The organism is Bacillus sp. F9_6S_D1_P_5 (genome assembly GCF_054823925.1).
Genome location: NZ_JBTREW010000013.1, coordinates 35663 through 49326 on the forward strand (window position 1 = coordinate 35663; position 13664 = coordinate 49326).

A 13664-nucleotide genomic window follows, 5' to 3' on the forward strand; every position below is an offset into this window, starting at 1 on the left:
AAACAGGGAATTGATGTGAAGAATCCTGTTTTTTAATGTGGAACCGGTTTTATTTTTATTATAGAGTGCCTTTAAATTTTGTCAACGCTTTCTTGGATTTTTAATGTATAACGAGAGTGTAATATTTTTGGTATAGTTTTATTTTCGACAAGCTGTGAAAGAGAAGTGGCAGCAAGCTTTCCAGCATACTCATAGTCAAATGCAATTGTCGTTAAGCTAGGATGTACCATTTCTGAAATATCATATCCCCCAAATCCTGTTACAGAAATATCATTTGGTACAGAAAGAGAATGGGAGTGAATGACTTTCATTGCCCCAAGTGCGATGTTATCAGTAGCACATACGATAAGCGTTGGACGGTTATTACTTAAAATATGTTGTACTTGTTTCATGGCATCTTCTATTTGGAAAGATGTTTCGTAATAACAAACATTGCAAGTTGGTTCTAAATTTTCAATGGCTTTTTGAAAACCGTTTTTTCGATTTATACCAACAGAAATATCATCTCTTTCTACTCCTAAATAGGCGATATTTCTATGCCCTTGTGATAATACGTATGCTCCTAACTCATAAGCTGCATCATAATCATCATGAACGAGGCAATATTGATCTTTATATTCTTGCCCAACGAATAAAATAGGGATATTTGAATTAGCAATAATTTGTTGATGCTTATTTGTTAAAGTTTTTGTTAATAAAATAATGCCAGCTACCCTTTGTTTTATAAAGTTTTCCATTGCTTGTATTTCAGTTTCAATTGTTTGATTTGCATTTGCTACAAGCATTTGATAATTATTTTCCTGTAACGTATTATCAATCCCAATAAGAGTTTTCATTGTAGCGAAGGAGTCTAATCGGGGGATAATAACACCAATTAAATTTGTTGTTTTTGCTTTTAAGCTTTGAGCAAATGTATTGGGAGAGAAATTTGTTTCCTGAATAATACTTTCAATTTTAAGTTTTGTTTTATCACTTACGTATCCACCGTTTAAGTAACGAGAAACTGTGCTTTTTGCAACTCCAGCCAATTTGGCGATATCTGCAATAGTTTTAGTCATATTATTTCACCTTCATATTCATAAAAATATTAATTTTATTATAGGGAGAATTGAAGAGGACGTAAACAAAAAGGGGAAAAGAAAAAACCACCTCACGTATATGAGGTGGAATATGTGTTAAAATCTTGGCTTAAATGTATGACAACAAGTTTCTACACTTGTTGCTACAGAACTTTCTAGCGTCTCGTTTGTTAAAACTGCATTTGTATACGATTCATTTTCAGTTTGACCCGTTTCATCTGCATCTGGCTGAACGATAATCGCACTGGCTTGACAAAAGTTACCTTGTCCCCAAAATGAGCAATTGGAAACAGAGCATCTTACTTCTGGCATAAAACCCCCTCCTTATACATTAGTTTGGGACTTTATGCCCATTTCATGTGTAGAAGGAGTTTCCTTTTCTCGTTATTTTTTCGTTTGTTCAAACCATTCTTTGAACTTTTCTTTTGACTGTTCTCCGCTAATACGGCTTACTTCTTTACCATCTTTAAAATGAATAATTGTAGGTGTGCCTTTAATATCATACTTATCCCAAGGCTCGTTTAAATTTTCAATATCAATTACTTTCATATCAACATTTAAATCTTTCGCTAAAGGTACGACAATAGGAGAGATCTTTTGGCAATGAACGCAAGAGGTTTGATAAAAGTAAATCGTTTGTTCTTTTTTATCTTCTATATTTTTATTGAGATCTTCAAGAGAAATTTTATTTGAGTAGTAATCTTTTTCATTTGTCGATGCATTTTTCTTTTCCATTTGTGTTACAGCAAAGATTGCCGCAAATAAGACGATAATAATACCGCCAAATATAAGCATTTTTTTCATTCTTTCATCTCCTTATTTGTTTTTGATGACAATAAAGCTACAAACAGCGATTGTAATAAAGCCGATAAGTGCTAAAAACGGGATTGTAATAAAACCAAACCAGTTTATGTATTCTCCCGTACATGGTACACGGCCGCAAGCAGCCCCTGCAGCTGAAAATGCTGCGACTTTTTGAATTGCATAGTGATATAAAGAAATACAAGCACCAATACTTGCGATTGGTAAAGAATAACTTGCGATGCGATAATCTTTTTTTACTACAGCGATACCGAGCCATAAAACGAATGGATACATGAAAATACGTTGATACCAACAAAGGACACAAGGTTCAAATTTCATGATTTCGGAAAAGTACAGACTTCCTAGTGTAGCAATAAAAGAAGCTCCCCACGCGGTAAGTAAAGCATATTCTTGCTTTTTTTCTCGTCCCATATTTTATACCTCTCTTATAATAGTTACATACTAAATTATAGTATGAAGTAGTACAGAAAAGAAAGAAAAAATATGTTTATCAATAAAAGTTTTATAAGGGGAAACTTTTATTGATATAAATATTTTAAAAAAGCGCCATTCTCCGAAAGAGAATAGCGCTATATTTTACATTTGAATTTGCTCTACTTCTTCTATATGTGACTTTTGGGATGCGTGGTCAATATATTGGAATAGGAGCTGCAATTGTTTATCAACTTCTGGCAGTTCTTTACTGTATTGATAAGCGTGTAAAAAATGTTCAATACGCTTAGAAAATAATTGATCGTTCGTTTGAACCATAAGAACGAGTAATTTATCCCAATTACAGCAATACGTGTAATAGAGAGCTTTATCATAGTCGTTATATGTTTGCACTGTGTACCCTCCTTACTGAGGAGTTATATATAGTGTGTGACAAGCAAGGAGAAATACACTTGAAAGAATTTGTTAAGAAAAAAAGCGAATGAAAAGAAAAAACGAGGAATGTCCCCGTTTTTAAGCTTTTGGCATTGGCGTAGGTGTTGGCTTGCCGTAGCCCTCTTTATATTTATTGTCGATATAGTTACGAATTTCGAGCGTTGATTTTCCTTTTTGTTTCATGGAAGCAGATTCAACTGCGATTTCTAAGCAATTGACGCAAGTCGTTGCGTGGGAATCCCAAACAACTTCACCGTTCTTTTTAATTTCACGAATAAAGCAGTTTTTATTATTTTTATGTCCTACACTATCACCACAACCGCAGTAACATGGAATCCAATCTAATAGTTCTGCATTTTGTCCAGCGACAGTGTAGATATCTTTCATTTGTGGATCAAGCTTGTCTAAGAAGGTAGGAAGTGTGTCGACTCCTTTTGTTTTTTCTTGAATATCAGCTTGCTGAGTATGCGATGCGTGTTCATGTTCTTCCTTTGATTCAGATGATTTTTTTTCATTTGTACTATTAGCTCCGCATCCAGCAAGAATTAAACTCAGTACTGCAAGTAAAGAAAATACATATTTTTTCATACGCTTGTCCCCTTTACAAATGTATTACTCAAATTGTATCAAAGATTACGGTGTATCGGTTGAAGATTTTTTCGACTGATTTTTGAAGCGCCATCGTAGTGAATGAAATAGAAATAAAATTGGGATATAGGCGTATACAATATATAAACCAGCTTGAGATAGTACCGTATTTAATGTATTGATACTTTCACGGTTTGTGAAAAATAAGGAAGCTGTAAAAACCATGAAAATAAAAAATGGTAATGTGAGTTTAAAGGGAATATGGAATGAACGCTTCATCGTTTGACATGATGACCAAATGGTTAAGCAAAGGTTTGGCAAAATAATTAAAAACCAAACAAAAATAATAATGTATTCAAAGCGTTGAATAAAAGGAACCTTAATAATTTTTAACATTGTTAAAGTAGGCCAAATCGTGTGATTTAATTGCCCCTCGCTGTAATACATAAAAGATACGATGGCTAAAATCACGTAGATTAAGGTAGTAAAAGCAGTTCCGGCATGGGCCCATCTTTTTAAGGATTTTCCTTTTTCAATAAATGGATAGAAGATTAGGATTGCTTCAAAACCAAGAAATTCTAAAGCAGAGTGTTTTGCTGATATGAGCATGTCAAAAGGTGAATGTGTAAAAATAGGTAAAATATTACGGAAATGTGCATATTTCAGCGGATAAACTAAAAAGAACACAACGAAAATAGGAAGCACAATGCCCCAAAAGCATATCCCTGTTACAGAGCGGAACCCGCCTTTTATAATATAGTAAGTCACTAATAAAAACATAAGGGTAAGTTTCCATAATTTAATAGTAGGGAAAATCCAAACTTGTATTACTTCCATATATGTACGAAGAACAGTAAGGCAGAATAATAAGCAATAAAGAGTAAAAATTACGGAAAATATAGAACCCATCCATTTTCCAAAGGTCGTCGTATGAATGCTAATCAAATCTCCATCTTTTTCTAACATTTTTAGCATGCAAAACAGTACAATGTGAGTTGCAATGCCTGCTATGATTAGAGAAATCCAAGCATCATAACCAGCATTTTTTAAAATTACACGTTGATATCCGAGAATTCCTATACCGATTTGGAGAGAATGCAATAAAATAAATGCAAAATATGGAGAGACAGTTTTTGTTTTATTCATTGTATTCATTGCTTATTTCACCTCACTATTCCCCGATTCCAGATTGTACAATGTTAATGTCTAGATTTATATCCACAGCTACATTCGGATACATATTTCGAATTTGGTTTATATTCCATTTTCTCGTATGACTTCTAATTTCATCGCGTATTCCTAAAGGATCAATTTTCTTTTGTTGAAATTGTTTTATTAATTTTTCACAGTCTTGTTCAACATTTCTTTCAATTTGTTTTTTTATATAATTGATATTTGTTTTTTTTCTTAAATCAATCCAAGTAGGAGAGTTTTTAATTAATCCATTTAGTTTCAAATGAATTTTCACTTTTGGTATGTCACCAGTTTGATCTATATCATACTTGCTTTCCCCAGCTAAGTTTTGTATGACCACCATGCCTTTATGCTTATCTTTTTTTATCGCCGCTTCGTAACGCCCATTTTTTGTAGGATTAATAAGCAATTTTGCTAAAACAGAATGTCTTTTATCTGTATACATAATGACTTTATCACCTTTTAAAAAAGCAAGTCCTTTAACAGCGACGGAATGATTATCGCCCATTTTTATATAAGGGATATAGGCATCACATACAGAAGAGTAGTAATTATATAAAAAAATGTTTAATGCAGTTTGTGGAATGTTTTCATTTCTTATATTTTGCTCGAGTAAATCAGCAATATATAATGATCCATTTTGTTTGCCATAATTTAAAAGCTCTTCAGCTGATCCATCTACAATTGCTAGTTGTACATCACGCCCGATATTTGGATCACGTTGTAAGTTAGTAATAATTTCCCCCATTCCTTGTTCTCCTAAATCTTTCCCAAATAGAACGACACGCATTTGACCTACAACAACATTGTGAGGTGATTTCGCATTTAATCGTGAAGCGATGGTTTCAAGTGAACGGGCAGATGTTGATTGAGTTTCTGGTTTAGACTTTACACCATGTGTATACTCTGGAAATAAGATCGTTCCTTGGAAGTTTTTGTTTTTTTTTATGTCAAATCCAGCAACATGAATAATACGTTGCGTATCCACTACATACGTTTGTGTACAGCCAGTTTGTATAACAAAAAAGATTATAATAAGGAACAGTAAGAGTTTTTTCATTCATTATCACCATCACGTTTTTGCTTCGCTTTGTTTGGGTTATAGCGCCATTTAGATCTTGGTCTAAGGAAAGAAGGCCTTTGTGCAGTTTGGCTAAACGGTAAACGGAGAAAACCTTCCGCTGTACCTAAACCACGAAATGGATATAAAGGTAATAAATAAGGCGATCCAAGTGATTTTAATTTAATTAAATGAGCTAAAATGAATACAAATCCGACAATAAGGCCTAATCCTCCGAATGCACCGGCTAAAAGAATAAGCGGAAAGCGTAATAACCGGATAGTAGAAGACATTTTTACAGTCGGTGTTGTGAAAGATGCAAGAGCGGATAAAGCAACTGCAATTAATAAAATCGTACTTGTTAAAGCGGCTTCAACAGATGCTTGGCCAATTACAATCCCGCCAACAATACCAATTGTTTGTCCGACTTTTGTCGGTAAACGTGCTCCCGCTTCACGAAGCAATTCGATTGTAATTTCTAAAAAGAGTGCTTCTAGAATAGGCGGGAAAGGTACGTTCGCTCTCGAGAAAATAATAGGTCCTAGTAAATCAGCAGGAATCATTTGATAATGATATGTTAAAGCCGCTGTATAAATAGCGGAGGAAAAAAGAGAAAATATAGCTCCGAAAAAACGAATAACGCGAAAGAACGATCCAATCATCCACGGTAAATAATAATCTTCTGGTGAAATGAAAAAATCTAGTAACGTTGTCGGTCCTGATAAAGCATATGGAGAGCCATCTGTTAAAATTAAAACTTCCCCGTTAATTAATGCAAATACTGCTCGATCTAATCGTTCTGTAGGTAATAGAACAGGGAACGGTGAATTGCTATTATCACTAATAAATTGCTCAATCATAGTCGAATCAAATGGTACATCAAAGTCAATGTCTTCTAGTCGTTGTATTGCAGTGTTGATAAATTGTTCATTTGTAACCCCTTCAATATAAGCAACTGCTACTTTCGTTTTTGACATAGATCCAACGATGACTTCTTTGAAAATGAGTTGCTCCGTTACAATATTTCGGCGCAATAAGTGTATATTTGTATCAAGGTTTTCAACGAAACCGATCTTAGGTCCAATTACGCTATACTCATTTTCTGTATCGTTATATAATCGTGTTCCTAAAACAGTACTTTCGGCACGAATTAAAGCATATTGATCAGGATTCGAATTGCTTTTTAATCGTACTAAAATATATCCACCTAATAATTTCTCACGAATATCATCAATAGAGGGAGAGATAATAATATCTTCAATGGAGACAATATTACATAGGTCAGAGATATTTTGAATATGTTCTGATTCCTTTTTCATAGGAGTTAAAATAAACTGTTTAATAATAAGTGCTTCCACGACAGATTTATAATAAAACAAGCATAACGTTTCATCTTCAAGTACGTTATAAGAGACAAAATCGCTAGATTCTTTCATGGTTTTTATAAATTCTGGAATAGAACAAATTGTTTTTGTACTAGTCTTTTTGGATTTCTTAGATGATAAACCGAACATTTTCTCACCCCTAACATATATCATGTACTTGTGTTAGTTTTTGGGAAAGACGGGAATTTATACTTGAAAATTGAAAGTTCATAAAGAAAAGGAAGAGTATTGAAAATCTCTTCCTTTTTGGCGTATTAAGTTGTTTTCTTTTCCTTAATAGACTTTACTAATTTAATCATTTCAGTTCGTATATCTTCTTTTTTTACATTTAATTTTTCGGCAATCTGTTTAATATCCATTCCGTCTTTTTTCATTTTTAGTACATCGTCAAGAGGGGTATTACTTTTTTGAGAGATGATTGTTAATACTGTGAGCTGACGTAATCCGATATTGTATTCTTTCATTTTTTGTTTTAGTCCGTCTGGTGTAGATTTTTGCATATTTGCTAATTGTTGCAGTAGTGCTTTTTTCGTTTCTTTATTCATATGATGCTTTTTCAACTTACTTGGATCTACGCCGAAATGCTCGGCTGTTTTCTCCCAAGATTTATTTTGTTTATAGTAAGCTAAAACGTCTTTTATTTCTTTTTTACTCATTCTTGCAATGTGAGCAGCTTTCCAAATTTCATGTTTGTTATAGCCGAGTTTTTCGAGCGACTGCATTTCTTCTTCTGAAACTGGTTTATGATGATGGAATGTTACTTCTTTTGGCGTAGCAGCGTAAGTAGGGAGGACGGCTGCTCCGAATAATAATGCTGCCATGGTCATACTTACTGCAATTTTTTTGTACATATAAATTCCTCCTAGATGGATAATGTGGAAAACTGTACACATATCATTTCCATAAAATGTGAAATGCTTGTGAACAAATCAAGTTTTTTTATTCACAAGTATGAAATGATGTTTTTGGAAGTTTTCCAACATAAAACATTGATTAATAGTAAAAAACTAAGGTATAATCGAAATTGAAAATCAATATCAATAATAAACGTATACATATAGATAAAAATAAGGGAGAGAAAAATATGACTACATATACTTCCATCGCAAATGTGATTAAAGAAAGACGTTCTGTTCGTACATTTACAGATAAAGCAGTAGACAAAGAGTTATTAATTGAACTATTAAACGACGCAACGTGGGCACCGAATCATAAACACCGTGAACCATGGAATTGTAAATTATACATTGGAGAAGGCCGTCAGAAGTTAGTAGACGCAGTATTAAACTCTTTCACAGAAGAAGAAAGAGCGAAACGCGGTAAAATTTTATCTGATCGTTTCTTAAGCACACCTGCACAAATCGTTGTATATATAAATGAAGACCCGCGTCAAATTCAACGTGACGAAGATTACGCTGCAACATGTGCATTTATGCAAAACTTCCAGCTTCTTGCTTGGGAACGCGGTTTAGGTTGCGTTTGGAAATCAGGCGGATTAAACTACAATCCATTATTTATAGAAGGACTTGGTTTAACAAGAGGTCAACGCATCGTTGGAATTCTTCACCTTGGCTATTTCGATAAAGCACCAGAAGGAAAAGCTCGTACGCCGATTACGGAGAAGATGGAGATTATTGAAGGTTAATAGATGAGACATTCTCGTTTTTTATGAGGATGTCTTTTTATTATGCAATCAATCCTCATGAAAGCTTGTTCCTCATCATACACTTTCTTAAGGGAAAGTGTAAGGAGGGAAAATAATGAGAGCAAGTGACGATAAAGCACTGCAATATGCGATTGCGGAAATTACGGAAATTGCGACTGGATTTGGGCTTGATTTTTATCCGATGCGTTATGAAATATGTCCAGCGGAAATTATTTATACATTTGGTGCATATGGGATGCCGACGCGGTTTTCACATTGGAGTTTTGGAAAACAGTTTTTCAGAATGAAATTACAATATGATTTAGGTCTTAGTAAAATATACGAACTCGTTATTAACTCTGACCCATGTTATGCCTTTTTATTAGATACGAACTCGTTAATTCAAAATAAATTAATTGTAGCGCACGTTTTAGCACACTGTGATTTCTTTAAAAATAATATTCGTTTTTCAAATACGAAACGAGATATGGTAGAAAGTATGTCAGCAACAGCTGAACGGGTGAAAGCATATGAGCATAAGTACGGAAAGGCAGAGGTAGAAACATTTTTGGATGCCGTACTTGCCATTCAAGAGCATATTGACCCGTCGCTCATGCGTCCGAAACTGGCGTGGGGTATTGATGATTTAGAAGAAGAAGTAGAAAAGAAAAAGGCATCACAATACGATGACCTATGGAATTTAGATGATCGAAATAAAAAAAGGGAACGATCCAACATACGCAAAAAGAAGAAAATTCCGCCGCAACCAGAGAAAGACTTGCTCCTCTTTATTGAAGAATATAGCCGTGAGCTAGAAGATTGGCAGCGAGACATATTAACGATGATGCGTGAGGAAATGTTATATTTCTGGCCGCAGCTTGAAACGAAGATTATGAATGAAGGCTGGGCATCATACTGGCATCAACGTATACTTCGTGAAATGGACTTAACATCTGATGAAGCAATCGAATTTGCGAAATTAAATGCAGGTGTCGTTCAGCCATCAAAAACGAGCATTAATCCATACTACCTCGGTATTAAAATGTTTGAAGATATTGAAGAACGCTACAACAACCCGACAGAAGAAATGAAACGAAGAGGCGTCAAACCAGGATCTGGTCGTGACAAAATCTTTGAAGTACGCGAAATCGAATGGGACGTATCGTTCTTAAGAAACTACTTAAATAAAGATCTCGTAATGAGAGAAGATATGTACTTATTCCAGCGCCAAGGAAAAGAATATAAAGTAATAGATAAAGAGTGGGAACATGTACGTGATCAGCTCGTAAATATGCGTACAAATGGCGGATTCCCGTACTTAGTAGTAGAAGACGGGGACTATTTAAAGAACGGAGAGTTGTACATTAAACATAGTTACGAAGGAATCGAGCTTGATTTAAAATACTTAGAAAAAGTATTGCCATATCTTCATCAATTATGGGGAAGAACAGTGCATATGGAGTCGATTGTCGAGAGTAAGGGCGTTGTGTTTTCTTATGATGGGAAGATGGTGCATCGGAAGTATGTGTGATGAAAAGAACGGACATAGCATTCTATGTCCGTTCTTTTTTATTTGAAAAAAGGTAAAATATGCCATTCTTAAAAAAAGGGAGTTACATAGAGAAATGGAGCGAATCAAATGAGCAAAATAGGGGTATGTAAGGTTGATATTACGCCGCCTGTCGGTATTGATTTTGTTGGATACCATAGAGAGACAGGAATAAATAATATTGAAGAGCGTATTTATGGGACAGTTTTTGTATTTGAAAAAGATGAAATGAAAACTGTGTTTATAAGTATTGATAATATTGGAATGTTAGTAGAAGATACGAATATCATTCGTGAGCGAGTAGCGAGTAAGCTTTACGTGCCATTTGAGCGAATAACAGTTGTTTATACACATACACACTCTGGTCCAGAAACTGTTGGTGAGCAACCTTTAATAAAGTCGTATAAAACGATTGTAGTAAATAATGTAGTGCAAGGTGCTGTTACTGCGAATGACAACTTGAAGCTATGTGAAGTTGGCTGGGGTGTTACGACAGGTGATATTGGGATAAACCGAAGAGAGAGAACATCTGATGGAAGAGCAAAGATGGGAACAAATATAGAGGGCGTTGTAGATAAACGAATTGGCATGTTAGCAATAAGAAATGCTGAAACGAAGGAGCTATTTGGTATTGTAGTATTTTGTACTGCGCATCCGAATGTTTTAAAAGGTGATAGCGATGTATTATCAGCGGATTATCCTGGAATGACGAGGGAGATTCTTGAGAAGATCATAAACTGTCCTGTTATTATTGTGCAAGGAGCTGCTGGTAATGTAAATGCGAAGTATCGCGGTTCAAGGGAAGCATTAACACAAATGGCTTACACACTTAGTGGACATGTATTAACGATGTTGCCAACAGTTACATATAGATCAATTGTAAATTTAAGAACAGTTTCGAGTATGGTGCAAATGAAGTTGAAAGATATTCCTGAAATGAATGAAATACGAAGCATGGCTCGATCCGCCGAGAAGCAGTGGGGTGTGAATACGGATGAATGGCTTACTATCGTTTTAGAGAAATATAAGCAAGGTATTCGGCAGTTAAGTATTGATTTAGAAGTTCAACTGTTTCAAGTTAATGATGGCATGTTTTTTGGTATACCGATGGAACCTTTTTCAGAGACTGCGTTAGAAATGAAAGAGCGTCTTCGAAATGAAATAGCCTTTCTTGGTGGATATACGAATGGATATATTGGCTATTTACCGACAAAGGAAGAGTATGCATATGGTGGATATGAAGTGGAATTAAGTCCTATTGTGTATGGAATGGTTACAAATTTGTTGATGCCACCGGAGGAGAATACAGCGGAGTTGATTGTGAAGAGAGTTATGGAATTATATAACGCGTAAAAAATATATTCAGTAGAATAAAATTTAAAGAAATTAATGATTTTTTAATACAGCTATAGAAAAACGAATCCATTTTGAAGAAGATGAATCAAAGTGGATTCGTTTTTTGTTTACCAGACAGGTCGTATATTTGATGATAATTTCTCTGTATTTTCTTTAGTAACGAATGTTGTTAAATCTTCTTTTAGCATTTGCATTCGTTCTGTACCTATGTTTTCAATCCATCGCTGCTCTATTTCAGCTACTATTTCTTCTTTTGCTTTCATTACGGCTAAACCACGTTCGGTTAAAACAATGATTTTACCCCTTTTATCAGTAGGGTGAGTTTTACGTGTAACGTAGCCACTATTCTCAAGAGAATCCACCATTTTACTTATAGCTTGTTTGGAAATCCCTAAATACTCAGCTAGCTCTATACCAGTTGCTCCATTAGGAAGGATGCGTTTGAACATAAAACCATGTGCTGGCCTAATATCTTCAAATCCTAATTCACTTAATTTGTCATGTAGCTCAGTAATTAATGTGCTAAATGATAATGATAAAAGCGATGTAAGATCTAACTCGTTAAATGTTTGATCCATATATATAACCTCCGCACCTTTAGTCAATTAAGTTGACTATATGTAACGCCTATTGTACTATACATAATATAGTCAATCAAATTGACTATATTATGTTGGTAGAACAAATAATGATTTATATAATATAGAATCAATGGAGGTTTCACATGGTTAATATTGTAAAAATTAGAGGGAGTGTCTTTACACCATATGTATCGCTGGAACCTATTAAGGATCCTGCAACAGGAAGATTGTTTGAATATGCTGGAGATGCACGTGAGTTTACACCATACGCGGTGAACGCAAAGCGTTCAAGATTAGAACAAGAAGTGAATATTGATTTTTATAAAAGAGAAATTTTCACATCTGCAGATGCTTGTATCGTCACAGTGAAGATTACAAATCCAGATGGTTCAACTGAGTATCAAAAAGGAGAAACAAGTACAGAAAATATTGTATGTACTAATATCGTATGGGGCGAGGATGAAGTTTCATTTGAAATGAGAGCAAGTGCCAGTAATCCGTTAAATGCGGCAGCACCTGCAGCTGATTATTTGTTGGCTATACGAGTTAATAAAAGTGGTACTGTGCATGTTGAAGGTGTACATGATGGTTTCCCTTGCTATGAATTTTATAAACAAGTAGATTTTGGTCCGTTTGAATCAATGTATACACATGATTTTAGAGAAACAAATGATACTCCAGCAGCACTAGCTGGAGAGATGGAATATAGCTTTAAAACGGCAGTCTAAACATAAATATAGCGCTATTTTTAGAAGGAAGTAGAAAAGTAAAAGCGAAATCTATTGGTTTTAGGATTGAAATTATGGTCTATTTTACTCAATAGTATTCAGTATCTAAAATAAAATTATAGAGGTGTTTCTTATGACTAACATCGTGAAAATTAGAGCCAGTGTATTTATTCCAATGTCTTGGACAGAACCGAGGAAGGATATGGAAACAGGAAAAATAATTCAATTCGAAGGTGATTCACGTGAATTTACACCACATGCGGTAAATACTATGCGCTCTAGGGTTGAGCAAGAGGTAGTAGTTGATTTTTATAAAGAAGAAGTGTTTTCATATGCGAACACAGGTATTACGACAGAGAAGATTACGAATCTAGATGGTTCTGTGAATAAAAGAACAGGAAAAGCGAGTACTGAAAATATTGTGTGTACTAATATCGTATGGAATCCTGATGGTGTGCAATTTAAAATGAGTGCGAGCGCAAGTAATCCGTTAAATGTATATGCACCTCCTGTAGATTATGTATTACATGTATGTGTGAAAAAAGATGGTAGTATTGATATTCAAGGAGAGCATGATGGATTCCCTTGTTTTGAATTTTATAAGCAAGTAGATTTCGGTTCATTTGAAAAAATATATACACATGATTTTAGAGAAACTGGTGATACAGCTGCAGCACTAGGCGGGGAAATGGATTATAGTTTTACAAAGAGATTATAGGAAGTATGACAATGGAACGATGTGTTGCTTCATTTGTAAGGAACTTGGAGATGTCTAAGTTCTTTTTTATTTGTTTCAAATTTGTGAAA

16 protein-coding genes are annotated in these 13664 nt (G+C 34.5%); 5 read left to right on the forward strand and 11 right to left on the reverse strand.

Annotated features, from left to right (window positions below):
- Positions 1–71: 71 nt before the first annotated feature.
- From ACUXEY_RS17065 to ACUXEY_RS17110, 10 genes are all read right to left on the reverse strand, one after another.
- A complete protein-coding gene (locus ACUXEY_RS17065) occupies positions 72–1058 on the reverse strand; it encodes a LacI family DNA-binding transcriptional regulator (RefSeq protein WP_166705038.1) in 987 nt (328 codons plus the stop codon).
- Between the two features lie 117 nt (positions 1059–1175).
- Entirely contained in the window at positions 1176–1391 is a 216-nt protein-coding gene (locus ACUXEY_RS17070) for a DUF1540 domain-containing protein (RefSeq protein WP_196472426.1), read from the reverse strand.
- Between the two features lie 72 nt (positions 1392–1463).
- The gene (locus tag ACUXEY_RS17075; protein ID WP_166705037.1) at positions 1464–1883 is read right to left on the reverse strand and encodes a thioredoxin family protein; all 420 of its coding nucleotides are present in this window, start codon (positions 1881–1883) and stop codon (positions 1464–1466) included.
- A gap of 12 nt (positions 1884–1895) precedes the next feature.
- Positions 1896–2315 carry a disulfide formation protein C gene (locus tag ACUXEY_RS17080; protein WP_166705036.1) on the reverse strand — a complete coding sequence of 140 codons (420 nt, stop codon included), beginning with the start codon at positions 2313–2315 and terminating at the stop codon, positions 1896–1898.
- A 165-nt stretch (positions 2316–2480) separates the two neighbouring features.
- A complete protein-coding gene (locus tag ACUXEY_RS17085; protein WP_001195458.1) occupies positions 2481–2729 on the reverse strand; it encodes a YhdB family protein in 249 nt (82 codons plus the stop codon).
- 120 nt (positions 2730–2849) lie between these two features.
- Complete coding sequence (locus tag ACUXEY_RS17090; RefSeq protein WP_429600977.1) at positions 2850–3359, reverse strand: PCYCGC domain-containing protein; 510 nt, start codon at positions 3357–3359, stop codon at positions 2850–2852.
- A gap of 45 nt (positions 3360–3404) precedes the next feature.
- Positions 3405–4514: a GerAB/ArcD/ProY family transporter gene (locus ACUXEY_RS17095; protein ID WP_196472428.1), complete on the reverse strand. Its 1110-nt coding sequence runs from the start codon at positions 4512–4514 to the stop codon at positions 3405–3407.
- Between the two features lie 16 nt (positions 4515–4530).
- A complete protein-coding gene (locus tag ACUXEY_RS17100; RefSeq protein ID WP_429600976.1) occupies positions 4531–5613 on the reverse strand; it encodes a Ger(x)C family spore germination protein in 1083 nt (360 codons plus the stop codon).
- Positions 5610–7127, reverse strand: coding sequence for a spore germination protein (locus ACUXEY_RS17105; RefSeq protein ID WP_196472430.1), 1518 nt, complete (start codon positions 7125–7127; stop codon positions 5610–5612). The genes ACUXEY_RS17100 and ACUXEY_RS17105 overlap by 4 nt, the downstream gene beginning before the upstream one ends.
- A gap of 125 nt (positions 7128–7252) precedes the next feature.
- A complete protein-coding gene (locus ACUXEY_RS17110; protein ID WP_166705032.1) occupies positions 7253–7849 on the reverse strand; it encodes a hypothetical protein in 597 nt (198 codons plus the stop codon).
- A 233-nt stretch (positions 7850–8082) separates the two neighbouring features.
- Between ACUXEY_RS17110 and ACUXEY_RS17115 the strand changes: the two genes are divergently transcribed.
- From ACUXEY_RS17115 to ACUXEY_RS17125, 3 genes are all read left to right on the forward strand, one after another.
- Positions 8083–8643, forward strand: coding sequence for a nitroreductase family protein (locus ACUXEY_RS17115; protein WP_000214810.1), 561 nt, complete (start codon positions 8083–8085; stop codon positions 8641–8643).
- A gap of 115 nt (positions 8644–8758) precedes the next feature.
- Positions 8759–10174: a stage V sporulation protein SpoVR gene (spoVR, locus tag ACUXEY_RS17120; protein ID WP_461301192.1), complete on the forward strand. Its 1416-nt coding sequence runs from the start codon at positions 8759–8761 to the stop codon at positions 10172–10174.
- Positions 10175–10282: 108 nt separating this feature from the next.
- Complete coding sequence (locus ACUXEY_RS17125) at positions 10283–11545, forward strand: neutral/alkaline non-lysosomal ceramidase N-terminal domain-containing protein (protein WP_461301193.1); 1263 nt, start codon at positions 10283–10285, stop codon at positions 11543–11545.
- A gap of 110 nt (positions 11546–11655) precedes the next feature.
- On the opposite strand, the gene ACUXEY_RS17130 is transcribed toward ACUXEY_RS17125, so the two are convergent.
- A complete protein-coding gene (locus tag ACUXEY_RS17130; RefSeq protein WP_000372890.1) occupies positions 11656–12126 on the reverse strand; it encodes a MarR family winged helix-turn-helix transcriptional regulator in 471 nt (156 codons plus the stop codon).
- A gap of 146 nt (positions 12127–12272) precedes the next feature.
- Here ACUXEY_RS17130 and ACUXEY_RS17135 point away from each other — a divergent pair, with 146 nt between their 5' ends.
- Together ACUXEY_RS17135 and ACUXEY_RS17140 are read left to right on the forward strand one after the other, a co-directional pair.
- On the forward strand, positions 12273–12857 hold the full coding sequence (locus ACUXEY_RS17135) for a DUF3238 domain-containing protein (protein WP_461301194.1): 585 nt from the start codon (positions 12273–12275) through the stop codon (positions 12855–12857).
- A gap of 133 nt (positions 12858–12990) precedes the next feature.
- The gene (locus ACUXEY_RS17140) at positions 12991–13575 is read left to right on the forward strand and encodes a DUF3238 domain-containing protein (protein WP_429600971.1); all 585 of its coding nucleotides are present in this window, start codon (positions 12991–12993) and stop codon (positions 13573–13575) included.
- The last annotated feature ends 89 nt before the right edge of the window (positions 13576–13664 follow it).

Excerpts from the sequence above, each read along its gene's own strand:
- ACUXEY_RS17065 (WP_166705038.1), bottom strand. The coding sequence starts at position 1,058 with ATGACTAAAACTATTGCAGATATCGCCAAATTGGCTGGAGTTGCAAAA.
- ACUXEY_RS17070 (WP_196472426.1), bottom strand. The coding sequence starts at position 1,391 with ATGCCAGAAGTAAGATGCTCTGTTTCCAATTGCTCATTTTGGGGACAA.
- ACUXEY_RS17075 (WP_166705037.1), bottom strand. The coding sequence starts at position 1,883 with ATGAAAAAAATGCTTATATTTGGCGGTATTATTATCGTCTTATTTGCG.
- ACUXEY_RS17080 (WP_166705036.1), bottom strand. The coding sequence starts at position 2,315 with ATGGGACGAGAAAAAAAGCAAGAATATGCTTTACTTACCGCGTGGGGA.
- ACUXEY_RS17090 (WP_429600977.1), bottom strand. The coding sequence starts at position 3,359 with ATGAAAAAATATGTATTTTCTTTACTTGCAGTACTGAGTTTAATTCTT.
- ACUXEY_RS17095 (WP_196472428.1), bottom strand. The coding sequence starts at position 4,514 with ATGAATACAATGAATAAAACAAAAACTGTCTCTCCATATTTTGCATTT.
- ACUXEY_RS17100 (WP_429600976.1), bottom strand. The coding sequence starts at position 5,613 with ATGAAAAAACTCTTACTGTTCCTTATTATAATCTTTTTTGTTATACAA.
- ACUXEY_RS17105 (WP_196472430.1), bottom strand. The coding sequence starts at position 7,127 with ATGTTCGGTTTATCATCTAAGAAATCCAAAAAGACTAGTACAAAAACA.
- ACUXEY_RS17110 (WP_166705032.1), bottom strand. The coding sequence starts at position 7,849 with ATGTACAAAAAAATTGCAGTAAGTATGACCATGGCAGCATTATTATTC.
- ACUXEY_RS17115 (WP_000214810.1), top strand. The coding sequence starts at position 8,083 with ATGACTACATATACTTCCATCGCAAATGTGATTAAAGAAAGACGTTCT.
- spoVR (WP_461301192.1), top strand. The coding sequence starts at position 8,759 with ATGAGAGCAAGTGACGATAAAGCACTGCAATATGCGATTGCGGAAATT.
- ACUXEY_RS17125 (WP_461301193.1), top strand. The coding sequence starts at position 10,283 with ATGAGCAAAATAGGGGTATGTAAGGTTGATATTACGCCGCCTGTCGGT.
- ACUXEY_RS17130 (WP_000372890.1), bottom strand. The coding sequence starts at position 12,126 with ATGGATCAAACATTTAACGAGTTAGATCTTACATCGCTTTTATCATTA.
- ACUXEY_RS17135 (WP_461301194.1), top strand. The coding sequence starts at position 12,273 with ATGGTTAATATTGTAAAAATTAGAGGGAGTGTCTTTACACCATATGTA.
- ACUXEY_RS17140 (WP_429600971.1), top strand. The coding sequence starts at position 12,991 with ATGACTAACATCGTGAAAATTAGAGCCAGTGTATTTATTCCAATGTCT.